The 25,666-nt window shown below is 36.2% G+C and carries 16 protein-coding genes; 8 read left to right on the plus strand and 8 right to left on the minus strand.

Annotated features, from left to right (window positions below; translation table 11 throughout):
* Positions 1–154 precede the first annotated feature (154 nt).
* Positions 155–787 (minus strand): phosphoribosylanthranilate isomerase, encoded by a 633-nt coding sequence (locus tag ACFE0M_RS18125; protein ID WP_434547207.1) that lies wholly within the window; start codon positions 785–787, stop codon positions 155–157.
* A 590-nt stretch (positions 788–1,377) separates the two neighbouring features.
* Between ACFE0M_RS18125 and ACFE0M_RS18130 the strand changes: the two genes are divergently transcribed.
* Entirely contained in the window at positions 1,378–1,986 is a 609-nt protein-coding gene (locus tag ACFE0M_RS18130) for a hypothetical protein (RefSeq protein WP_434547208.1), read from the plus strand.
* A 56-nt stretch (positions 1,987–2,042) separates the two neighbouring features.
* On the opposite strand, the gene ACFE0M_RS18135 is transcribed toward ACFE0M_RS18130, so the two are convergent.
* Positions 2,043–4,502, minus strand: a complete 2,460-nt coding sequence (locus ACFE0M_RS18135; RefSeq protein WP_434547209.1) for a zinc-dependent metalloprotease — start codon at positions 4,500–4,502, stop codon at positions 2,043–2,045.
* Positions 4,503–4,829: 327 nt separating this feature from the next.
* Here ACFE0M_RS18135 and ACFE0M_RS18140 point away from each other — a divergent pair, with 327 nt between their 5' ends.
* Positions 4,830–6,020: an aminotransferase class I/II-fold pyridoxal phosphate-dependent enzyme gene (locus tag ACFE0M_RS18140; protein ID WP_434547210.1), complete on the plus strand. Its 1,191-nt coding sequence runs from the start codon at positions 4,830–4,832 to the stop codon at positions 6,018–6,020.
* A gap of 136 nt (positions 6,021–6,156) precedes the next feature.
* On the opposite strand, the gene ACFE0M_RS18145 is transcribed toward ACFE0M_RS18140, so the two are convergent.
* Entirely contained in the window at positions 6,157–6,852 is a 696-nt protein-coding gene (locus ACFE0M_RS18145) for a 16S rRNA (uracil(1498)-N(3))-methyltransferase (protein ID WP_434547211.1), read from the minus strand.
* Positions 6,853–6,983: 131 nt separating this feature from the next.
* Between ACFE0M_RS18145 and ACFE0M_RS18150 the strand changes: the two genes are divergently transcribed.
* Positions 6,984–8,270, plus strand: coding sequence for a NupC/NupG family nucleoside CNT transporter (locus ACFE0M_RS18150; RefSeq protein WP_434547212.1), 1,287 nt, complete (start codon positions 6,984–6,986; stop codon positions 8,268–8,270).
* Positions 8,271–8,315: 45 nt separating this feature from the next.
* On the opposite strand, the gene ACFE0M_RS18155 is transcribed toward ACFE0M_RS18150, so the two are convergent.
* A complete protein-coding gene (locus tag ACFE0M_RS18155) occupies positions 8,316–8,972 on the minus strand; it encodes a peptidoglycan DD-metalloendopeptidase family protein (protein WP_434547213.1) in 657 nt (218 codons plus the stop codon).
* Positions 8,973–9,118: 146 nt separating this feature from the next.
* Positions 9,119–10,741, minus strand: coding sequence for a phosphoenolpyruvate carboxykinase (ATP) (gene pckA / locus ACFE0M_RS18160; RefSeq protein ID WP_434547214.1), 1,623 nt, complete (start codon positions 10,739–10,741; stop codon positions 9,119–9,121).
* Between the two features lie 223 nt (positions 10,742–10,964).
* Here pckA and ACFE0M_RS18165 point away from each other — a divergent pair, with 223 nt between their 5' ends.
* From ACFE0M_RS18165 to ACFE0M_RS18180, 4 genes are all read left to right on the plus strand, one after another.
* Positions 10,965–12,467 carry a peptide MFS transporter gene (locus ACFE0M_RS18165; protein WP_434547215.1) on the plus strand — a complete coding sequence of 501 codons (1,503 nt, stop codon included), beginning with the start codon at positions 10,965–10,967 and terminating at the stop codon, positions 12,465–12,467.
* Positions 12,468–12,566: 99 nt separating this feature from the next.
* Positions 12,567–13,109 (plus strand): SiaB family protein kinase, encoded by a 543-nt coding sequence (locus ACFE0M_RS18170; RefSeq protein WP_434547216.1) that lies wholly within the window; start codon positions 12,567–12,569, stop codon positions 13,107–13,109.
* Between the two features lie 11 nt (positions 13,110–13,120).
* On the plus strand, positions 13,121–13,498 hold the full coding sequence (locus tag ACFE0M_RS18175; protein WP_434547217.1) for a DUF1987 domain-containing protein: 378 nt from the start codon (positions 13,121–13,123) through the stop codon (positions 13,496–13,498).
* Positions 13,499–13,504: 6 nt separating this feature from the next.
* Positions 13,505–14,038, plus strand: a complete 534-nt coding sequence (locus ACFE0M_RS18180; RefSeq protein ID WP_434547218.1) for a hypothetical protein — start codon at positions 13,505–13,507, stop codon at positions 14,036–14,038.
* On the opposite strand, the gene ACFE0M_RS18185 is transcribed toward ACFE0M_RS18180, so the two are convergent.
* The gene (locus ACFE0M_RS18185) at positions 14,035–15,069 is read right to left on the minus strand and encodes a PorP/SprF family type IX secretion system membrane protein (RefSeq protein WP_434547219.1); all 1,035 of its coding nucleotides are present in this window, start codon (positions 15,067–15,069) and stop codon (positions 14,035–14,037) included. The genes ACFE0M_RS18180 and ACFE0M_RS18185 overlap by 4 nt on opposite strands.
* Before the next feature lie 54 nt (positions 15,070–15,123).
* Positions 15,124–22,002: a PKD domain-containing protein gene (locus ACFE0M_RS18190; RefSeq protein WP_434547220.1), complete on the minus strand. Its 6,879-nt coding sequence runs from the start codon at positions 22,000–22,002 to the stop codon at positions 15,124–15,126.
* A 421-nt stretch (positions 22,003–22,423) separates the two neighbouring features.
* Between ACFE0M_RS18190 and ACFE0M_RS18195 the strand changes: the two genes are divergently transcribed.
* Entirely contained in the window at positions 22,424–22,969 is a 546-nt protein-coding gene (locus ACFE0M_RS18195; protein ID WP_434547221.1) for a hypothetical protein, read from the plus strand.
* A gap of 551 nt (positions 22,970–23,520) precedes the next feature.
* On the opposite strand, the gene hrpB is transcribed toward ACFE0M_RS18195, so the two are convergent.
* Positions 23,521–25,641, minus strand: coding sequence for an ATP-dependent helicase HrpB (gene hrpB, locus ACFE0M_RS18200; protein WP_434547222.1), 2,121 nt, complete (start codon positions 25,639–25,641; stop codon positions 23,521–23,523).
* Positions 25,642–25,666: the final 25 nt, after the last annotated feature.

Below are 25,666 nucleotides of genomic sequence, written 5' to 3' on the forward strand. Positions count from 1 at the left end.
TTTGAATTTATTACCTTCATATCAGTGTTTGTTTGCATCACCAATATAGGTGAAAACACTGAAGCCGTAAAGTCTTAGCGATAAGTATTTTACGGCTTATTTTCCTTTTTACCTGCGGATTTTAGGTGCAAACGAGGACTAGAGAGGGCCTCACTTATCCTTCCACCGTATCATCAATCTCCAGCGTCTCCAAAATATCTGCCAGCTCATCAAAATCTTTATAACCCGGTCGGATTTCTTCTCCACCTTTGAGTGAAATTCCCTTAATAGAAGTGTTTTCTACCAAATTCATCACATTTTTGTCATCAATATTAAAGCCTAAGACAACAGGATAATCATTGGCCAATTCCAATACTTGATTGACCACATTTTCTTTATAATGATTTCCGTTGCCCGATTCAAATAAGAAAAATTCCACATCATCAGTTGTTTTTTGCATAATGCTTTTTACTTCCTCGGCATCGGTCACCTTGTCCATATCAAACCTCAAAATTCTTTTGAAATCAGGAAATAATGGGATAATGGCTGGATTATCAGTTTGTAGGTAATGGATTTCGTAATCTTTGATGGATGCTTTAATGGCATCTTCTGAAGCATTGCCGTATTCACCCACGAATTCAAGTCCAGATAACCAACCCGTAAGCTCCATGAAGTTTTCAGGGCTCACATAAGCAGGATTTTCTTTTACTAGATCAAACCCCATGAGATTAACCGTCATGCCTGCACAATAACGTGCATCACTTAAATTATTGACTTCAGATATTTTAACGAATGTTTTTAATGCCATCTTCTAAAATTTGATGCAAATTAAAGGAAAAATTGGCATGCTTGAAAGGGAATCCCAAAGTTTAGAAATTTTGAAAAACTTTAGTCTAACAATATCCATGGTACTCTTAATTGTTGTATTTTCTACTATATAACAAGTTTAAAAATCAGGTTAATTTGGAAATTTAACCATCATTTTTCCCATATTTATCCGGAAAAGAATCAAAACCGGCCTTTCGGCAGGCAGTGAAAATAATAGAACAGCCAAAGGCTGTTTGATCCTAGCTCATTTCTTTTAACACAGAGATATTTTGCTATCTCCTTAAAGGTTCAGTCAAATAGACTATGACTACATGAAAATAAGTCTTCAAGTAGAGAATTCATCGCATCTCATGGATACTAAAAGTGCCAACTACTTCAGAAGATTTCTCTAAAATAAAATAATTCAAATTATATATTGGTAAAATCATATTAATGGTTTAATTTCATGATGTATAACAAAACTTAGAACTATGAAAATTAGAAGACTAATACTACCAGCATTGACATTGGTTTTTTGCTTGATTTTTTTTTAATGCCAAGGCGCAACAGTTTCTTACACCCGTAAGCTCGTTGACTGGAGATGCCAAAGTCGAAACCAATGATGGAACCATAATAGAAGGAGATATTCGCACCGCATTTTTTAGTGGTAAAGGCCTTAAAAGTTTTCGAATAAAAGATGCTGAAACGGGAGATGTAACAAGATTCAAAGCAGAAGAGGTGAAATCTCTTAGAATTAAAATGGATGGATGGGGTAAATTGGCCACTTATGCCGAACAGACTTCCAGTTTGCAGAAAATGGCAACAGCGGATTTTGATGAAGCGGTGGATCGTGAATACATTTATTATCATACTGTAAAGTGGCCGGGCAAAAAGGACAAATTTATGCTTTCCCAATTATTAAATCCTGGCTTCGACAGTAAAATTAAAGTCTATGATTATCCTGGTAAAAAGACCGCATCAGCCGGCATCGGAGGCATGACGGTAGTAGGAGGGAATGCTAAAAAATATGTGGTGGCTATAGATGGAGAAACCTATATGGTAGAAAAAGGAAAATATAAAAAAGAAGACTTTGATATGCTATTTTCCGATTGTGATAAATTAAACAGTTTGGACAAATCAGATAAAGAGTGGGACGAAATGGCCTTGCATGTATTCATTAATGATACTGAATGTGAATAATCAGCACCGTATAATAAAAAAGCCCGTTGAATTTGATTTCAACGGGCTTTTTGCAATTATTTACTTTCCAAAGATTGATCAATTCTAGCCAATAAATCATTCCAGTGAATTCTACTCATTTTATCTGAAGTCCTATATCTTCTACTATTGATATCTGACTTCAATTGCACTAATTCAGCTCGCATCAATGGAATTATATCTGAAATAATCACATCATTATTTCGCTTTTCTTCTGCTTCTAATTCAGCAATTTGGGAAGAAGCAAATTCAATATAAGTCCTTTGCAAGTTTCTTCTGTAAGCATCTACAGCCTGGCTTTTGTATAGCTCTGAGAAAATCCCGGTTCTTAAATCTTCTAGCATTTCTATAACAGTATAAGCATCATTACCATTGAAACTTTCATTTTCTACCATTCTAATCAAACGGTCTTCATCTAATAGGCTTCCAAGAGTTCTGCTTTGCAATGATTTAACTCTATCTATAGCCCCATCATCCTCAATTCTATTTAAGACTTCGCGATTTAAAAGCCAATCATGGCTTGAGAAAGCATGATCATTTAAGAATTTCACGGCCTTTCTTTGCATCGATTTAGGCACATGTTGATATACAACTCCTTCCTGATCTGAGGTTTTACGCGTTTCATAAACACCCCCAACATTGGCTGTTACATGTCGGACATAGCCGCTCCACATATAGCCCAATTCTCTATAAACTTCAGCCAATTCGCTGTAGCCCTGTCCTTTTTCTGCCGTCCATTCTACTAAATTGGGCACTACTTTCTTCAAATTAGCTAAGCCATATTCACTGGCTTTTACGTGGTCATCACCCAAACTTTCCCTATTGGCTCTTGGATCTGCTACTCCGTAACCTGAACCGAACTCGTACCAAGGATTTCCTGCTTTATCCAATATCCATTGATCTAGAACAGGTTTCTCTTCCTCTTTGCTATCAGCATCAGGAATAAATCTGTAACCCCAGTTGACGGCATATTTATCATAAGGGCCCATCATTCTAATGTAGCGAACTCCTTCATCTTCTGGCTGGGCCACATAGTTAACCCTTGCATAATCCATAATGGAAGGAGTGAGCCCATATTCTTGTGTAAATGTAGCAGACCTTAATGAATCTGTAGGATAGGCTGAACTTGCTTTCATATTATGAGGCAATCCCAAAGCGTGTCCTACTTCATGGGCAATGACCATCCGCATCATTTCACCTATTTCTGCTTCCGGGGTTTCAAGAGTTCTGGCGGACTCTTTTTGAGCTCCGGCTTCAATCATATATCGATTTCGGTATGACCTTAAGTGATTATGATACCAGATAATATCACTTTCAATGATTTCTCCGGTCCTGGGATCCGAAACAGAAGGGCCAACTGCATTTCTAGTGGTGGTAGCCACATATCGAACTACTGAATATCTCACATCTTCAGGGCTAAATTCAGGATCTTCTTCTTTAGTAGGGGCTTCTTTTGCAATAATCGCATTTTTGAAACCGGCTTCTTCAAAAGCCACATTCCAGTCTTCTATTCCTTGAATAAAATAAGGTCTCCATTTTTCAGGTGTAGCAGGATCCAAATAATACACAATCGGTTTTACAGGCTCAACTAATTCACCTCTTTTGTAGGCTTCAATATCTTTCGGTACTAATCTCCATCTTCTGATCAATTCATAATCGTCCGATTTCAATTTATCCGAATTATAATCATATTTCTGAATGGTAAACCATCCCACTCTGTCATCAGCTAGTCTGGGTTGCATTTTATCTTCCGGCAATAATATCATGGATTGATTCAATAGCATACTAATGGTTCCAGCTTGATCCCTGCCAGGAGGATCACCGGCATCATAGGTCATCAAATGTTGTATTTCTACATTTTCCGGAAAAGATTTAGCGGATGATATATAGGAACGGCTTTTATCCAAGCGCTTTACTTTATAAGCTTTTCTTAGTCGATCAGGCATGGCATTAATAGCACTTACTTCATCAGTGAAAAGACTGCTTACATCTACCAAATAGGCAGTGGAATCAGGGTTTATGGCTTCAATTTTGCTACTGTACAAAATTGGAAAGAAATTATTCGCTTCTACTGACTTGTAGATTGGAGAGTCCTCATCACTTTCATTTTGGAAACTGATGACTTTTAGATCAATGTTTTTATCTCTTTTATACCAGCGGACTACTTGCTCATTTACTTTTGAGCCGGCATTGATGTAACCACCACCAAAATTATCGGGTAATTTTACAATTCTACTGACCAAAAGAAGATCTTTTTCGAGTTTATCAAAGGGGATTTCATAGTAAAGTTTTCCATCTAATTCATGAGTAGTGAACAAACCATTATCTGATTTCACATCTCCTTTGATGATGTCCTTATAATCTTTAAAATCACCTTTTGGCTTTTCGGTTTTACTTTTTTCTTCTTGTTTTTTCTTTTTTCCAAACAATTGTGCTTCCACATTGGCATGAAAAAGAAAAACGCTTAATGTAATAGTGAATATTGCTTTTTTTATCATAATTTTTAGATATTAATTATTCTAATTTCATTAATAATAATTTGGTAAAAAAATTATTTTATTTAACTGGTAATATGATTTATTTATTTATACTTTGGTTTAATAAATTCAACATACCTAGTTGATGATAATTAAATTTCCTCAAGCAAGAAACTTAATAATTTAAATCTTGTTCGGATTCTTTTCTGATGATAGATTGATATATTCAAAAAGTTCACTAGCAATTTAATTAATTATCATGTATTGAGATTTAAATCATCAATACTTAAGATAACTAGTATGAAGTTTTAGTAAATATTAATTGTATAGTTTAAGTAATTTTAATTAATGGATATTTTCGAAAAATGCAGATCTTTCAATAGACCGAATATTTTAAAAGAGCAAGGAGTTTATCCATATTTTAGACCTATTTCAGGAAGTGAAGGTCCTCTTGTAACCATGGAGGGCAAGTCAGTTATAATGGCTGGCTCAAATAATTATCTAGATTTAACTAATCATCCTAAAGTAAAAGAAGCAGCTATTAAAGCAATAGAGCAATATGGGACTAGTTGTTCTGGTTCTCGATTCCTTACAGGAACAATTGACTTGCACAATGAAATGGAGCAAGAAATTGCTGGATTTATGGGTAAAGAAAGTGCTTTGCTTTTTAGTACGGGCTTTCAAACCGGTCAAGGCGTTATAACACCATTAGTTGGCAAGGGAGATTATATTTTTTCTGATAAAGATAATCATGCTAGTATAGTTGCAGGTAATATGTTAGCGACAAGCAAAAATGCAATAATCGAAAGGTACAAGCATAAAGATATGAATGATTTAGAAAGAAGACTTTCTAAAATCTCTAGAGATGTTGGTAAATTAATAGTTACTGATGGGGTTTTCAGTACTGATGGTGATATTGCACAGCTAGATATAATTACTTCTTTAGCAAAAGAATATAATGCAAAGGTAATAATTGATGATGCACATTCATTTGGGGTGATTGGTTCTGGAGGAAAAGGGACTGGGCACTATTTTGGAGTGCAAGATGATATAGATTTAGTAATGTGCACATTTAGTAAAACATTAGCATCTATAGGAGGATTTGTGGCAGGTGATGAAAGTGTAATTAATTACTTAAAACATAAATCTCCTGCATTAATTTATAGTGCATCTCCATCACCAGGCTCAGTAGCCTCAGCTTTAGCAGCACTGAAAATATTAAAGCAAAATCCAAATTTACCTTCGAAAGTTTGTGCCAATGCAAATAAAGTAAGAAATGGTTTAAGAGATTTAGGTTTTAATGTTTTGGAAGGTCAAACTGCAATTGTACCCATCATAATAGGTGAGGATGAAAAAACATTTGCTATCTGGAAAATGCTATATGATGAGGGTATTTTTGTAAATGCTTTTGTCTCACCAACCACGCCTCCGGGAATGCAGATGTTAAGAACAAGTTTCATGGCTTCCCATGAAGAGGAACATCTTGATTTTATAATAGATACATTCAAAAAAGTAGGAAGAAAAACTGACTTAATTTAATCATTTATAACATTTATCAAATCTAATACGATAGAGTAGGATTAATCTTACTTTGTATTAATATAATTTTAAATAAACCTGACAGGTTTTATCACCATAAGTAACTTAACAAAGCACCAATAATTTCAAAAGATTCTTAATCCACTACCAAATTCATCAAATGGACAGCTGCTAATGCGGCCGTTTCTGTTCTTAATCTACTTTTCCCCAAACTAACTTTTTTAAAGCCTTTGCTAATAGCCATTTGGACCTCTTCCTCGGTGAAATCACCTTCTGGACCTATTAAAATAAGTGTGTCTGTTACTTTGTCCAATTCATTTTTAAGGTGAATTTCATTATCGAAATCGACATAAGCTATAAATTTGTTTACTTCTTTAGCATTATCCAAGATAGATTTATATGCTTTTAATTCATTTAAAATAGGTTTTTTGGCTTTTAGTGATTGTTTCATTGCACTGATCGCTTTTTTTTCCAAGCGGTCAATTTTAATGATTTTTCTCTCCGAATGAAAACTTTGAAAAAAACTAACTTCATCTATACCCATTTCTGTGGCCTTTTCTATTAGCCATTCCATTCTATCCATATTTTTGGTAGGAGCTATGGCCAAATGCTTATGAAATGAAGAGGGTTCTTCTTGAGTAGTTTCGATAATTTCAAATTCACATTTTTTGTGATGGGCATTAGTGATTTTTGCTTGATAGAAAGTGCCTTTTCCATCAATTAAATTGATTTCATCACCATTTTGCATTCTGAGAACCTTAACACAATGTTTAGATTCTTCTTGATCTAAATTCTTTAATTCCGGTAGTTGGGATTGGTAAAACAAATGCATTTAGCAAATCTACTTAAAATTGATTTATTTGAAGAAATAAATAATCTTTTAGAATTATATAAATTGAATTTCAGGATAGATTTTTTAATTAGACACATTCCTTTAATTTTGTCGCTTCTTTAAAAATTTCTATGGATTATATCAGAGGCCTTATTGGATTACTGGTTTTAGTGGGTTTTGCCTGGCTTTTTTCAGTAAATAAAAGAAAAATTGACTGGAGGTTAGTGGGCACCGGTTTATTATTGCAGGTAATTTTCGGGCTCTTGATTACTAAGGTAGCATTTGTTGAATTGATATTTAAAAAAGTTTCCGAAGCCTTTGTAGTGTTCTTGGGTTTTTCTGGTGATGGCGCAAGATTCTTATTTGGTGATTTAGCTGGAGATTCATTCGGTTTTATTTTCGCCTTTCAAGTTTTGCCAACCGTCATATTCTTTTCAACCGTTACAGCGGGTTTGTATTATCTTGGTGTTTTGCAAAAATTAGTTTACGGTATTGCTTGGGTCATGTCTCGGACCATGCGCTTGTCGGGAGCTGAAAGTTTGTCCGCTGCTGGGAATATATTCTTGGGTCAAACAGAGGCTCCATTATTGGTAAGGCCATTTGTGCCCAATATGACGCGATCTGAATTAATGTGTCTGATGACAGGCGGTATGGCCACAATAGCTGGTGGGGTTTTGGCCGGATATGTTGCATTCTTAGGAGGGGATGATCCTGCTGAAAAAGCAAGATTTGCCTCTTACTTATTGAGCGCCTCAATTATGAATGCTCCTGCGGCTATAGTCATATCAAAAATATTAATACCAGAAACCAATCCAGACGGAATTGATGATACTTTGCATGTTAGTCAAGATAAATTAGGGGTAAATTTAATAGACGCTTTATCGAATGGAGCTGCAGAAGGCCTGAAATTGGCCTTAAACATAGGCGGGATGTTGTTGGCTTTTATAGCCGTTATAGCCGCCATTAATTATTTTTTGGGAAATTTAATAGGAGAGTGGACAGGCTTGAATGCATTTGTGGCCAGCTCTACTGATGGAACTTTCAATAGTTTTAGTTTAGAATATATTTTAGGACAAGCTTTCCGACTCTTTGCATTTGCCATGGGAGTGGAATGGAAGGATACTTTGGCTGTTGGTAGTTTGCTGGGACAGAAAACAGCTATTAACGAATTTGTGGCTTATTTGGGTTTGGCAGAAATGAAAACGGCCAATATACTAAGCGAAAAATCAATTATCATTGCTACTTATGCCCTTTGTGGATTTTCCAATTTTAGTTCAATCGCTATTCAAGTGGGCGGAATAGGTGGGATGGCGCCTAACCAACAGGGTAACCTTTCGAAATTGGGGATGCGAGCACTTTTAGCCGCCACTTTGGCCTGCATGATGACGGCAACCATTGCCGGGGCTTTGGTGGAGTAAAGTTTTATTTTTAAAACATTGTTTAAAAAGAGGTTTTAAATATTTTTATTCATTCAAAATAAACCCATTGGGATTCGGACACAAATTTTTATAAAATTCCAATTCCGATGGACCACACACACCAGGGAAATCACCTATTTTGTTTTTCATATCTGTAATCAATTGAAAATGTAAATGCGGTGGCCAGTCTCCATTTTCAGGATAAGGCCCCAGTTCACTAAATTTTTGACCTTTCTTGATTAAATCGCCTTCTTTTATGTTTTTTAAGCTTTTGAGGCTTAAGTGTCCGTAAAGTGTATAAAATTTTTGCCCATTTAATTCGTGTTCTAGTATAATAGTGGGTCCATAATCCCCAAAATTATTATTGTTGGCAAAGCTGTGGATTTTTGAATCCAATGGAGCGTAAAGCGGATGAAATGCTTCACACCAAACATCTACTCCCAAGTGCATGCAGCGTGATTCCCCTTGTTGGAAATGGGTACTTCTTTGGTAAATCGTTCGGTTTTCTAAATAGCCACCGTGGCCATATTTCTTCTCACTCTTTTTTAAATATCCAAAAACATATTCATTAAAAAGCGGGGTGGATTGAAGATCAAGCTTCAATAAATCAGCATTTTGATTCGAGAAATCCAATAATACACTGTTATTGGGATTTAACCATTCGCCCATAATGGGAAATAAATCATTTTGGTCAAGTTGCATTACTGAAGGTTTTATTAATTTGCGACAAACTTAGCAATTCCTTGATAGACAAAAAGAGAAGACTGGAATAAATGATTTCTAAAAAAAACTACCATGAGGAATAATCCCCACGGCAGTATATTTAACTTAACTGAAAAAAAACTATCTTATACTTTCGATAAATTGGGTTTTGGGGCTCCTGCCATAATTTCCTCATTCGCGAAATCTTCAAATTTCTTGAAATTCTCATTGAATTCTTTGGCTAATTTGTTTGCCATTAGATAATAACCAGTGTCATTTTTCCATGTTTCCCTTGGACTTAATACCTCAGAAGGAACATCAGGGCAAGTAGCTGGAATGGCACAACCAAATATGGAATGGTTTCTATAACCCACTTCATCTAATCCACCATTTAAAGCAGCCGTAATCATAGCCCTGGTATATTTCAATTTCATTCTGGAACCAACACCATAAGGGCCTCCAGACCAGCCAGTGTTAATCAACCAAACGGTAACTTTCTGTTCGTCCATTTTCTTACCCAGCATTTCCGCATATTGCGTAGGGTGCAAAGGAAGAAAAGGTGCTCCAAAGCAAGCACTGAAAACGGTTTGTGGTTCTGTTACACCGGCTTCCGTACCTGCTACTTTAGCCGTATATCCAGAAATAAAGTGATACATGGCCTGTCCTTTGGAAAGCTTGGAAATTGGAGGTAAAACACCATAAGCATCACAAGTCAGGAAGAAAATATTTTTAGGAATTCCACCTATTGAAGGAGAAACGGCATTATCAATATGATGAATAGGGTAGGCTGTTCGGGTATTTTGGGTAACCTCCGTATTCTCATAATCTACAGTCCTAGTGTCAGGGAAAAAGCGCGTATTTTCTACTATAGCTCCAAACTTAATGGCTCTAAAGATCTGAGGCTCTTTCTCTTCTGTAAGGTCAATGGTTTTGGCATAACAGCCACCTTCAAAGTTGAATACCCCATTTTCAGTCCAACCGTGCTCATCATCACCAATTAATCCTCGGTTTTCATCTGCAGATAGGGTAGTTTTTCCTGTACCGGATAATCCAAAGAAAATAGCAGTATCACCATCAGCTTTTTCACTCATATTTGCAGAGCAATGCATAGAGAGCACACCGTGATCGGTTGGTAAGGTGTAATTCAGTACCGAGAAAATGCCTTTTTTCATTTCACCGGCATAACCAGTTCCACCAATCAAAATAATATTCTTAGTAAAGTTTACAATGGCAAAGTTTTTTTGTCTTGTTCCATCTACCTCTGGATCGGCTTCAAATTCAGGAGCGTTGATAATGGTAAAGGTAGGTTCAAATGTTTCCAGCTTATATTTTTCCGGTCTAAGGAACATATTGTAGCAAAATAAATTATGCCAAGCTTGTGTATTGACTACCCTTAAATTTAATCGGTAGGTTTTGTCAGCACCTGCATAGGCATCCCTCACATATACTTTTTTATTCTCAAGGAATTTGAGCATTTTCTCATGAAGTGCATCAAATTTATCAGGATCAAATGGAATATTGATATCACCCCACCATACGCTATCTTTAGTTCTATCATCTTTTACGATGAATTTGTCTTTAGGCGAACGGCCTGTAAATTTACCGGTATCACACATCAGTGCTCCAGTATCGGTAAGCACTCCTTCCTTATTGGCCAGAGCATGCTCGGTCAATTCAGCTGGGCTAAGGTTCCAATAAGCTTCTGCAACATTTTTTAAACCCAGTGCTTCTAAACCGGATTTAGCGGATTTCAATCCAAATTCCTTCATTTTTTATATGTTTTGCTAGGTATAACATGGTTTGGTTGGCAAAGTTAAAGAATTTACTTTGCTTAAAAAGTAATTTTTAAATCATTTACAAATGTTTAGATAGTGTATAGAATACACTTTCTATCGAAAATAAAGCCGATTGTCACATTCTATTTGTTTTAATGAAAAGCCCGTATTAGATTTAGCATTTCGATTTTTAAAATTAAGTTAACTTATAGATAATATGAATTCCGAAAAAACTTTTTTTGGTCATCCTAGAGGATTAGCAACATTATTTTTCACAGAATTTTGGGAACGTTTTAGTTATTATGGAATGCGCGCCCTTTTAGTACTTTTTCTGGTAGATTCCATCGAAACGGGTGGATTTGGCTTAGATGATAAATCGGCAAATGCAATATATGGCCTATATACTATGTTTGTTTATTTATTGGCATTGCCGGGCGGTTGGTTAGCAGATCGTTTTTTCGGATTACAAAAAGCAGTTTGGTATGGTGGTATTATCATTGCTTGTGGCCATTTTTCCATGGCAATACCTACTGAAGAATTCTTTTTTATTGGTTTAATTCTTATCGTAATAGGGACAGGATTATTAAAACCCAACATTAGCAGTATAGTTGGAGGGCTTTACAAAGATGATGAACCGGCCAGACGAGATGCCGGTTTTTCTATTTTTTACATGGGGATAAATTTAGGTGCAGTCGTTGCTCCATTAATAACGGGTTATTTAGGAGAAAGTATTAATTGGCATTTAGGTTTTGCAGCCGCAGGTGTTGGGATGTTATTAGGGGTAATCCAATATAGGGTATCATCAAAATCATTAGGAAACATAGGCGCTAAACCCGAAGGGTTTGATCCAGCCAATGAAAAACAAATTGGTTTCAGAAAAAGAGTGAAGTTGGGGTTATTCGGATTTTTGGCTTTACTTATGCTTCTTGTGTTATTGACTACCTTTGGTTTTTTAAATATTGATGTTGTGAGTGTTGCTGAGGTAGCATTTTATGTAGTGGCAGCCGTATTGGTACTGTTTTTTGCAGCAATTTTTTTATTTGGTGGGCTCAATAAAGATGAAAAGAAAAAAATATGGGCGATTGCTATTTTATTGATATTCTCAGCTGTTTTTTGGTCAGGTTTTGAACAAGCTGGTTCTTCATTGAATTTATTTGCTGAAAGATATACAGATCGATTTATTGGCGGTTGGGAAATGCCAGCTTCATTCTTGCAAAGTATTAATCCAACCTTTATAATTATATTATCTCCTGTTTTTGGTTGGTTTTGGATACAATTAGCAAAACGAAATCTAAATCCTAGCATTCCGTTAAAATTCGCTTTTGGACTAATCTTCTTAGGGTTAGGCTTTGCAACTATGATTATTGCTTCCTATGTACTTTTATCTGCCGACAAGGTATTGCCAACTTGGTTATTAATAACTTATTTTTTACATACAACTGGTGAATTGTTCTTAAGTCCGGTTGGATTGAGTGCCGTAACAAAATTAGCTCCTAAGCGATTGGTTGGCCAAATGATGGGGGCATGGTTTATGTCTGTTGCTTTTGGTAATTTAATTGCAGGATTGGTAGCAGGTGAATTTGACAAGAATGCTATAGCGGAAAATCCCAGCTTATTACCCGAAATATTCCAATTCATTACTATATTTATTGTTGGGGCTGGTATAATAGCATTGATTATTACACCATTAATTAGAAAATTAACTGGGAATGTCCATTAATTAATTCCCGGCTAATCATATAATTATTATATTTATTCAAAAAATAATTGTAATTTGACAAAAGATAAATTTTAAGCCATTATTTCCCATTTGGAGAAAATGTTAGATACCTTAAGCAAATTTAAAAATCTTAAACAAAGCGAAGAGTTAGTGCTGGCTTATCACGGTATAATTACCGAAAGCCTTACTAATAATCTTTTAACCTTGGCGGAAAATAAACTGGCCATGGTGGAATATAATTCGCGAATCAAAAAGAAGGTATTTAATATTTTAGTGGAAGTATTACAAAACATTTATCATAATCAAGAAGATATTAAAAATTCCAAAGAACCTTTTCAGGAAATTATGATTATGGTGGTGAAAAATCCCACCTCCTACGAAATTATTTCTGGAAATTACATTAATCAAAATAATATCGAACACCTTAAAAAGCGCATTAAGGAAATAAATCAATTATCGAATGATGAATTGAGAGCTAAGTATAGAAGTAAATTAGACGAAGGTGTATTCTCTGAAAAAGGAAGAGCCGGACTTGGCATTATGGACATGGTTAGAAAATCAGGTCAACCATTGGATTTTGACTTTAAATCCATCAATGAGGATTATGCCTATTTTAGTTTACAAGTGAATATTAAACATTAAGAAAAAACAATATGGATGCTTACTACTTAGAGGCAACACCAAAAACGCCTAAACTTGATTTTAATCCGGATGCTGAGACATTTTTGATATCCGGTAGGTCTATTCCGGAGAATTCTATCGAGTTTTATAAGCCATTGCTCGATTGGTTGGATAAATATGTTCAAAATCCGCTTGAATCTACTATTTTTGAGATTAAATTGGAATACTTTAATACTAGCTCTTCAAAATGCTTAGTGGAGATTTTCCGGAAACTTGAAAAAATCAAAGAACAAGGAAAATCCATCACCATTGATTGGTACTACGAAGAAGAAGACGAGGACATGGAAGAATCCGGTGAGGATTTTAAACAAATTATTAAAGTGCCATTTAAAATGGTAGAGATTAAATAATAATTTATGGCTAAAAATGTTACCCAATCAGATGTTTTTCAAGCAGAAATTGACTTTTTAAATGAGGTCAGGGCTTTAGCAGAGGATGAAAATATCCCTACTGAGAAGGTAAAGGAAAACTATAAATTATTATGCGATAAGTATGACCGTCTAATAGGGGAGGCCAAATTATTAACTTCTGTTAGCGATCGTTTGCATTCCAAACTTAATGAGGCAAATGAAAAGCTTAAGAGACAATCAGATGAAATCAACAAAATCAATGATGACTTAAAGGTTAATAATCAACTTCTACAAGATACTATTGATCAGTTAGTAAAAGCGAAAGTAGGTAGAAAAGCATCCTCTATTGTACTATTAATCGCTATTCTTTTGTTTATTCTTTCTGAAGGAGTTTTAGAGCCTCAAGTAGAGGCATATTTTGGGGATAATAGAATCGGTTTTATATTTAAATTAGGAATTGCGGTTTTATTGAAACCTATTGATGTGGTAGTAGAAAGATATATGATGAGAAGAGCTTTAAAGCAGAGAAATAAGGCTTAAAAAGTAGGACACGGAATAAACTCCTTCTTTCTTTTCTTTTTCAAGGTAGCCTCAAAATCAAAAATAATTGAAATTTCATGAGCACCGCCAGAAGCACCTCCAAATTCTGATATTGTAAAATCATAGCTGTAACCAGCTTGAAAATCCGGGAACATTAAACCAAACTTAAAAATAAGCGCATCCCTATCGTACAATCCTTCATTAGGCTCAGTTTTTTTAAATGGCACGCCTCTGTACCATAACCCAGCAGATATTGGATCATAATGCCAGTTAAAGCCTACATCTAATTGATCATTGATGCCTTGTCTTTTATATACAAAAGATGGGGCGATACTCGATATGTGGTCTAACTTTTTAGGGCCTCTGTATAATGGAATTCTGATACCACCGTGAATGCTTATTTTCATATTCAAAGGATTGGAATCTCCAATTAAGGACATTTCAGGTTGCGTTAAGTGATGAAGTGCGATACCTCCCCATAACATTTGGCTGTATAGCAACATTCCCCCGGAAAAGTCAAAAAACTGTATGTTTTGGATGTTGGCCAATTCATTATCGAAGGATACGCCCCTGTTATCTAATAGCTGATCTCCTAAAGTAAGGCCGTTTTGATTTAAGCCCGTAAAATTATAGGCAAATTGCAAACCGGTACTCAATACTAATTTTTTTCCAAGCGCTACACGGTAGGAATATAAAAAACTAGCATTGGTATTCCCTAAATTTCCAGAACCGGCCACATCCCGGGTAATCATCAATCCAAATCCACTGCTTAAATAATCAAGGTTGTAATCATAAGCTAAAGCATTGGTCACATAAGCCCGGGGTAAACTAGGCCATTGTATCCGTGAATTGAGCGTAAAGCGGTGCATTTTTCCTAAGCCCGTAAATGCTGGGTTTAGATATAATGGAGATTCATGGTACTGCGAAAATTGAAAGTCCTGGGATTTGCTCTCAAATCCTAAGAGGGACAATACAACCATTGCACCAACGATAAGTAGTTTATCTAAACTTTTTATTTGATTTATATTCATTCATACCCTGATTCAAACCTGCAATATATAAACTAAATGTACTACTCAAAATTATTACCTAATGAGTGTTATATCCCCAACTTTTGTCTCCCTACGACCATTTTCATATACCAATTCCAAGCGGTAAACATATACTCCCTGAGGCATTAACACACCATTGAAATAACCATCCCAACCTTCATCCTTATTATTAGATTCAAATAGTAATTCCCCCCATCTGTTATAGATTTTCATATTAAACTGTGAAACTCCTTCTACCCTTGGAAGGAAATAATCATTCTGGAGCGGATTATCACTTGCGGTTCCCGGCCCTGCTCTACTTGGTGTAAAGGCATTAGGAACATCTGATTCCCCACCCAATATCACTTGTACTTGGGATTTTAAGCTTACAGAATCCGTACATCCAGTCTCACTATTAATGGCAATCAAAGTGATGTCATAAAGCCCGCTATCCGGATAGGCATGAATAGGCTCAAATTCAAAAGACTCATTTCCGTCACCAAATTTCCATATATATTCATCCGCACCTTGGCTTAGGTTTACAAATCTAACTTCTTCTCCTGTAAATACTGAACGGTATTCATCCGGTATTGTAAAAGAAGCTTGAGGGGTTGCGTAAACTTCAATGAATTCTTCCTTGATCATTTGTGTCCTTTGGCCCGTAATATTTGAAGCGGATAACGTTACGGTATAAGTTCCAGGATTACGGTAAACATGCGTTGGATTTTCAACGGCAGCAACCCTTTGACCATCACCAAATTCCCACTGATATGTAGAAGGGTCAGCAAATTGGGTTAAGTTTTCAAATTCCACTACTAAAGGTAAACAACCTTCTTTTGGATTTGCATCAAAATCCACTATAGGCGGAATTGCTCCAATAGTAACAGTAGCTTGGTAAGTATCTGTACATTGACCATTTGTAGCAGTCATCCTTATAACAAATTCACCATAAGTACCATATTCGTGTGGCGCAGGATCTACTTCATTGGAAATAGTACCATCTCCAAAATCCCATTCATATTCCCACTCATTTTTGTTGGTGGTGTTATTGGTGATGTTTACAGTGCTTTCCGGTAATACCATGTTTTCAGGAGTGGCTTCGAAACTCGCTTCCAACTCTGGAAAAACTTCTTTTAATACACTGCCACTTACAGTCCCACTGCAATTATCAGGAGCGTTACTGTCCACTACAGAAACCAGTGAATAGGTGGTGGTAACAGTAGGGGAAACAGGTTCAAAATGTCTATTAAAGGAAGTGGTAAATGTAAAGTTTTGGCTTCCATTTGTATAGGTAATGGTCCAAGGTCCAGCTCCTGTTTGGTCAAAAGTTAATTCAGTCTCCTCTCCATAACAGATTACATCGTCTCCAGAAATTTCTGAGGTAGGTAAGTTATTTACATTGATACTTATTGGACCGCCTAAGCTATTGCCCAAACACCCTCTATTGTCCCTTAATTCAATTACTCTATAAACAGTGGATACTTCAGGAGTTTGGCTTATAGATTCACCATTTTGAAGGTTATTGTATGCAATGGTATCTTGATTAGCGGTTATTAATACATCAAATGGTCCATCTCCGGTGAAATTAAATGTCAGTGGACTGCTATCTCCTAAACAGATGGTATTATTACCTTCAATTTCAACTTCAGGCCTGTCAAAAGCGGTGATGGTGGCAGATCCACTTACATCCCCAGAGCAATTGGGCGTATTAGAATCTATTACATCCACTAAAGTATAATTTTTAGTGCCAGGTGCCGCACTAATGGTCACAATTTCAGTATGGGTATCCGTATTACTATTGAATCCTGCTTCAGGAGTAACATTAGCTAATGTAAATATATTTTCACCATCCGTATATCGAACATTCCAAGGCGGGGTTCCTGTTAAATTAAATTCTAATTCTGTAGGCGTATTCACACAAACATTATTCTGACTTCCTGAAATGGTGGCACTAGGTTTTGGATTCACTTCAATGGTGGCATTACCTGAAACATCCCCTGAACAGACAGGTGTATTTCCATCTGTTACGCTTACCAAGCTATAGGTGGTAGAGTCGGTTGGGCTTACCGATTCAATGGTTACAGGATTATTACTGTTGATAGTGAAATTTGAGTTTCCATCAGTATAGACTACTTCCCATGGACCGATTCCTGTTAAATTAAAGAATAGATTGGCATTATTGCCTTCACAGATGGTAGTAGAGCCTGATAGGGTCGCAGTCGGCTTAACATTTACTGAAACAAAGGCTGAACCGGAAATACTGGAAGGGTTACATGCTGGATATTCTCGGTCTTCTACGCTTAATAAGAAGTAATTTGTTGAAACTGTAGGTTTTACATATTCTATATGTCCATTTGGAATATTCAATAAAGTGTCATTGCTTACTCCATTATTATAGATAACATCAAAATTTTGACTCCCAGGACCTGTTAAGTTAAAAATTAAACTAGTAGAATCACCCGGACAGATAACATTATTGCCATTTAGGCTCAAAGTACCGCTTGGTCCCGTCAAAATGCTTACAGGATGGAGCGTAGGGTTTCCAAAACAGCCATTACTGTCTATTTCAATAACTTGCACATTTCCGGAGAAACTACTGAAATTAACATTGATGGAATCGCCAGTTGGGGTAGAGTTTATAATAAACGCGCCAGAAGGCAATGACCATTGATAATTAGATCCATCCGAAGCATCAACAATAAAGGGAATTTGCTGTGCAAATGCACATACTTCATCTGGACCAGTTATAGCCGGACTATTAAATTCAGGGAAAACGGTTAAAGAATCAATGGCTGCGGTATCATAGCATATAGTACCATTAGAAATATCAGAGAATACGTTATATCGAATTTCAAAAATCTGAACACTGTCACTGCTATTGGAGAAGGTTTCAGCAACCGCTCCATTGTTTGACGGACTATTATCAAATGGCACCCAAGTGTTGGTACCGGCCACTCTTTTTTCATATTGATGATTACCGCTGATTCCTGATTGTAGGGAATTACTGGTGAAATTGACCAGGAGGGGAGAACAACCTTGTTCTTTATCCTTGAAAAAGCCGGCTTGAACTCTTGGGTTTAAATTTACTGGCTTGCTAACACTAGCAATACATCCATATTCAGTTTCGATTGATAAATTGACTGTATAGGTATCAGATCCAAAGAAACTAGCTCGATTACTAAATGTATGATTTACATTATCGTTATTATCAGTTACGAAAGTTTGCCCATCTCCCCAGTTCCATGTAAGTTCAAAATCAGCATTGGTAATATTATTGGTAACGACCTCAAATTCAAAGTTATAATCCTCACATAATGTGTTGGAAGGTAAAATATCAAAATCAATATCAGGTTCTTGATAAACCCTAACTGTTTGACTTGATTCAGCTATGCAACCTGCAAATGTTTCTGCTATTAAGATGACATCATAATCTATAAATGGTGATCCTGCCGGTACTGTTAAATTTGATAGGGTTAAACCATTTAAACCACTTGGATTACTTGGACCTTTAACAATGGTTCCAGTATAACCAGAAACCAGAGTGCCATTGGGTCTTCTTACTTCGTAAGATAAATTAAAATCATTGCCAGAAGGAACACTACTGGTTTCATTGATAATGCTAAATGAAAATGGAGCACAACCTTCGGAAATGTTTGTATTAAAATCAACAGTAGGACTTTCATTTATTCCCAGTGAAATAGGAGGGTCAGAAGCCACATCACATGTGCTTGGTAATAATGCGTTTAATCTAATTTCATAGTTGGCTGAATCAGTAAAAGTGTATTCGAAAATATTAGCTGGATCAGATTCCCTGAACTCCTCGTTTCCAGTTAGAGTAGTTCCATCAATTACTGTAGTTGATCCATTATCAAGATTTGAAATAATCAATTCCCATTCAGTTCCGGCAGGCACATCAGCAGGATTTGTATTATTTACAAAACCATAGACAGCAGGAGTGCAAAATTCATTTCCAACGGTATTTAGCACTACATTAATATCATCTTTTGGAAGTATAGTATCATTAAATGGATCAGACAAATCCCCAACGCAATTAAAAGGGTTGGTTGTCTGCAACCTCACCTCAACATTTACATTAGGATCTCCTACATCGGGTCTGTTGTAGCTCACCCAGAATTCAACTCCGTCATTCTGAGTAGAAAGTGTATCAGTAGTAGGTTGTACTTGCCAATCATAGGTTAATAATCCGGGTTGAACCGCTTCGAAGTAATAAGTCACGGAATCGCAGGTTACTACGGTGTTAGTAGGATTGAATTCAGAACTTGGTCGTGGAAGTACACGAACTGTTCTTTGAGAATTATTGACACATACACCATCAACAAAAGGTTGCAAAACAACGGTATAATTAATGGCCGCAATACTTGGGAAATCATTAGTAAATTCAAATGAAAATTTATCATAGTCAGCTTCTCCAGATTCAAGTGTGTCCCCTCCCAGTAGCGTAGAGCCATCGAAGACTTCCCAAACCAAAGAATCACCAGGATTTAATAAATTATCCGTTGGGTTGTCAATTTGAAAGTAAAATTCGTAAGGAGAACAATAGTCAACCAAAGGATCATATAAGTCAGTAAAAGTAGGCTCATCATAAACCTCAAAACCAGAGGCACTACCTGGTAGAACAGTAACCGTTATTGGATCACTGATGACACTACATCCATTATCCCCATTAGCGACCAATTCGATTGTATAAATCTCGTTTGAACCTGTGTTATTAAAGAAAATATTTGGGGATACCGATTCATCTGGGTCTCCGGGTGCTCCAATTGGTTCGTAGATTGTAGTACCTAAACTATCAATTTGTAACTCATAATCAACAGGGTCAACTGAAGCATCATTTAAAGACTCATCTGTGATATTGGTAAAAGTTAATAGAGTTCCGGGACAAATAGGATCACCAGTGTATGGGTCGCCTGCTGAATTGCCTTCATAATCGTTTGTATATGAAGCTTCTAGGTCTGAAAGTGGATTGTGTTTTACTTCTACCTCATATTGGATAGTATCTGTGCATCCATTAGTGGTTTCAACTACCAGGGCTACATCATAAGTTCCTGGTTGAGACTCGATAGGTTCAGCAGCTCCGTCCGTCCCGTCTAAAAATCTGTTAAAATCATTATTATTGTTAACATCCCTTTCAATATTAAAACCTGCCACCGCATCAAAACTAAAATCCCACATCCACCTGACAATTTCATCCCCATTGACTTGAGGGTTTATGCCATTTGTTGCATCCGCTATATTGAAAAATAAAGTTCTATTACTGGGGTCATCATCACCTGCACAAACATCATCAGTTTCAAAATCGGCTTCTGGGGTGTCATATATAAAAACATTAACAGTATCAGATGATTCACAGCTTGTTGTACCGTCTCTAATTTCTAATACAACTTTAAAATGCCCGGTTGAATTAAATGTGTAAGGAGATAATGCTACAGGATTATCTGGAGTAGCTGTTTGTCCACCATAAGCACCGCCACCAAAAACAATTAAGTCATCATTATCAAATATTGTCCATCTAGATTCTGTTGAGGCATTTCGATCTGGGGTTTCATCCGTAAATGTAAAATCAATAGGAAGTTCACTTTCGCATAAATTAATAGAAGTGATGGAAATATCTGTGCCTCCGCCACTTAAATCGTCTGTCCCAATAGTTGGAGTTGGTGTTTCTATTATCTCTATTATTTTGTCTTCAAAAACTGTACAATTTCCTGTTAAATCTGTATCTGAATTTTGTACGAACATTCTTATTAATTTATCCCCAGAAGAAGAAAAAGCATTCTGTAAATCTCCAATTTCATCGCTTAGCCAGGTGAATTGATCATCATTTCTATCAAATATGAGTGGGTCTGTATCATTTGGACCATCAAAAATTTGCCAACTATATTCAAAATCTGGAGTTTGGTTAGTTGTAGAACCTCTTAATCTAATATCTTCACCTGGGCAAAAGGTAGTCTTTTGATTTAGTCCAGGACCATCCGTGGATATTGTGAAATCTAATCCTTGTGGGGGCTCAACTATTTCGATAATAGCATATCTTTCTATAACAGGTATGGGGCCTCCAAGTGGATTACAAGGCCCCCAATTTTCAAGTTTAATTTCAAATACTTGCCCTACAGTTGCCGTAGCTGGTACTGTCAAATCGAGTGTTGTAGAAACAGCATCCCCAGGGCCTACTATTGCTGGATATTCTTCAATTGTATTAACGTCACTTCCGGGGACATCAGCCTGAGGAGGTATATAATCTTGATCTCCTGCATTTGAACCATCTAATGTTACGCCATTGCTAAGCTCAATATCATCAATTCTACCAAATGGAGCGGCACCATCCGTTGTATTATATGTCCATCTTACATTTCTTAAATCTTCATTTGGATTGTCAGTGTCAGCTGGATTAACGCAATTAAAAGTAGTGTTATCATCAAAATTTACTGTTACTTGATCACCAGCACAAACTTGAATTAATATCGGGTCAATATTTACAATTCCGGGGATATCTTCGTCTGTATCCCAATAATTTACTAAATTTATTATTGTAGAAGCTGCACATTCATTTCCGTCAATAACCAATCGTGCTGTAATATCATAGAAACATACGTTTTCGTTTGTGGGATATATTTTTCGTGCAACTGTATTTCCAGTATAAGTTTGAGAGCCTACAGTAAATGTAGCACCATTACCATCACTCAATTCCCAGGTTGTCCCAAAATTATTCGTATTGTATGTATTATCAGTACCGTCTCCCCAATCGACTATTACATCTACATCCGCTCCAACAGGTATGTTGGCATCAAATGATATATACCAGTCAACTGTTACTGGTGCACAAAAAGTACCTAGTCCTGCAGCTCCTTCAACTCTAATTTGTTGGCCATTTCCAGCGCCAAATGAAGCATCAGCGCATGTAAATTGCGCTTTCACTGAAATAGTTGTAAACAGAAAAAGCACAACCAATATCGAAGTGTAAGTAAATTTTATATGACTACCCGATTTAACCATTATACAAACATACTATTTAAAGTTGGTGCGCAAAAAACATAATTTCATCGAACAATACATCTGATATATCGAAATACAAATTAATATAATTATATATAAAATATGAATAGGAACATATTAAGCCACTTTATAACTGTTTAACAAATTCTTTTACAAACGTATTGGTCAGTAACCTTACAACAAACTTACTTTTAATACTTTAAATATAAGTGATTTTATATTCATAATATAATTTTATCTATAATAAAAATGATTATTTTACGATTGAGCCTTGTTTAATCTTTATTTAAAAACTTGGCATCATTTTTAATCCTTGCACTTGATAAAATATTATATTTGCCCCATGAAGAAATTATTGTTTTTGTTTTCTTTGAGTTTTATCCTAATCTCTTGCCTACCAGATGAACCCACTTTTGATGCTTTCCGAAGGGTAGAGGTTCAAAGGTTGCTATCTAATCAGGAAGCTAAAAGATGGGTCTTGGAAGAAAGATTGCTGTTCAATGAGGAAGTGGCCTTTGATTCTTGTGAGGTTCCAAGACAAGTTATTTTTAATTTCACTTCTGCTGGCAATGATAAAGATTCTCTTTTTTATATTAATCCCGCTGATACTTGTGGAAACTTAACTGATACATTAAGAGGGTTTTGGTTTGTGCCTCCTACTCAAACGCCTGAAACAACTATTGATACCGTGGTTTTTGTTTGGGGAAGTACTGATACTGCATATTTTCAAATTGAAGATTTAAATCCTGAAAGCTTCTCCTTGAGTACTTTTTTTGAAGTGGATAGTTTGTTCGAAAGTTTTACCCATTTTCCTTTTCCGCCAGTAGTAGAGGATGATGAAGATGATGATGAGGAAGACGATGGGGAAGACGAGGAAGCAGAAAACTAGGAAAGCTCATGTCGGACATTTTCAATGTCCGACATTTCTGCCTGCGGTTTGATTCGTCTAAATGCTAGGTTTTTATATCGCTCAGATGGAATGGGAACTCTTTTAAGATTTTTATTTTCTTTCGGCGAGATAATACTGTCAATTTTTGGTGTCTTATGAATTATCCGTCAGATCGAGGGTTTTTAATAGTAGGAAGTTCAATCCCTAATGAGGAAGGCCCATGTCAGACATTTTCAATGTCGGACATTGTTCTGTTTAGTTTAGCGCTTATATCCCAATGACATGAAAAATGCCCGACATTTTTGCCTGCTTATAATAGGCAAAATATCGCTCAGACGGAATGGAATCTCTTCTTAACTTGTCAATATTCCTAAGGAGAGATAGTGCCATTTATTTATGATGCAGATGTATATTATCCGTCAGATCGAGGGATTCCAACAGTAGGAGCTTCAACTTCTAATGAGGAAAGCCTATGTCAGACATTTTCAATGTCGGACATTTGTTTTAATGTAATTATTCCGTCAGATCGAAGGGACATATATTTTGATATTTTAAATTAAATTCTTTAGGACTGTTTTGAGCGATAATTTCTGAAGTCTTTTTAAAATATCTTCATCATTTTCAATCCCTTCTGGCAACCATTTTTCGGCTGTTACTCCTATAAAAGCTAAATCAATTTCCTGCAGACTGGATTGCATATTTTGATTTTTTAATTTTTCAGTGAGAAGGTGAAAATCCTTGTCCGGTTTAAGGAGTTCATCATAATGTAGTTGTAAAGCCTTTATGACGGCATTTCGTTTTTCAAGAGGTGTCGGCTCTTCGTCCAATTCTTCACTTTTTAACCTTATATTACCGATACTTAGATCCTGGCTGACGATAAATTCATCTTCATCAAAATCCCATCGCACATTTCTATGGTTTTTAAGTAATGGCATTAAGTCTTTTGGATTTAGGGGTGCTGCCAAAAAGATTTTTCCCATTCCACTTCTGGCATCCATATTGGCTACAGTCAACCAACTTTCATCTGCCAAATCATCTTTATGGCCTATTGCGGCTATGCTTCCATTCGATAGTTGAAATTGCGCATTATTTCCCCTTTTGGCCGAAGCTATTCTATCTGGATATGACATTGCAAGTAGGTAACCAACTGCGTAAGGATCAACAGTTTGATTTTCTTCCTTAACCTTTAATAATTCTCTATAAGAATGTGCTATTTTTTCAATTTTCTTAAAATTTCTCCCTAATCTCTTTTCATTTCTCAGGGTTCTTAAGAGTTGAATTCTTTCACTTATATCTGCTCCTGCTTTTTTGTATAATGGGTCTTTTTCTTCTAAAATGGATGCTAAATCAATAGCTAAGGATAAATTATCGGTAGATTTCACCAACATATGCGCTAACCTGGGATGGCAAGGTAGTTGATGCATTTGCTTACCAATTTTGGTGATCTTTTTTTCCTGATCTATAGCTTCCAATTGAATCAATAAGTTTTCGGCATATATTAGCTTATCCAAAGGGGGAGGAGCCAGCCAAAAAAGCTTTTTACTTTCTTGAATATTTCTGGCTGCCAAGTCCAATTTTAAATTGGCTAAATCAGCATAGAGGATTTCCGCCAATCTGTGGCTGGGCTTTAAATTTTGCTCTGCCTCAGTCCACATTCTGTAGCATTTTCCAGGAGCTAATCTACCCGCTCTCCCGGCTCTTTGTGTAGCCTCATCCTGAGAAATACTTTGGGTTATCAGACTATTTAAGGCGGTATTCGGGTCAAAAACTGAATTTCTTTTTAAACCTGTATCAATCACTACTTTGATGCCTTCAATGGTCAAACTGGTTTCTGCAATGGAAGTAGCCAATACTACTTTTCGTTTTCCCTGAGGATGGGGTTGAATGGCGGTCCACTGTTTATGCCATGCTAACTGTCCGTATAGCGGATAAATTTCGGCTTTAACTTTATCCTTTCTAAGCAAATCTTGGATATTTAAAATCTCTCCCTGTCCAGGTAAAAATACCAAAATATCCCCTTTATCTTCCTTTAGGGATTTTTTGATTTGTTCTGTAGTTAATTCAGCTAACAGTCGTTGATCTAAATTTCCTGCATATACAATATCAACTGGATACTGCCTGCCTTTACTGGCTACCACTTTTGCGTTCAGTGCATTTGCCAATAATTGCTGATCAAGGGTAGCAGACATGATCAATAGCTTTAAATCAGGCCTAGAATTTTGCTGAGTGAACCGGGCTAAGGCCAAAGCGACATCTGCATGAATGCTTCTTTCATGAAATTCATCAAAAATGATGATGGATACATCATTCAATTCTGGGTTCCTATCCATCATTTTATTAAGGATTCCTTCGGTGACCACTTCAATTTTAGTAGTATCAGTTACCCTAGTTTCAAACCTGATTCGGTAGCCGACTGTTTTGCCAATTTCTTCACCTAAAAGTTGGGACATCCTTTGTGCTATGGATTTTGCGGCTAATCTTCTAGGCTCCAACATGATGATTTTTTGGCCATCTTGAATCATTTCCAAAAGTGCTAAAGGTATGATGGTGCTTTTCCCTGCTCCAGCTTCCGCATTAAGGATTAGGTTTTGTTCTTCCTTCATTTTTTGGACTACTTCGGGAAGAATCTTAATTATTGGCAAGTTGATTTGAGAGAAGTCAATTATTGGCATTCTGCAAAGGTAATTGACTGTTTTT

It is taken from the genome of Marivirga sp., assembly GCF_051117495.1.
Lineage (GTDB): Bacteria > Bacteroidota > Bacteroidia > Cytophagales > Cyclobacteriaceae > Marivirga.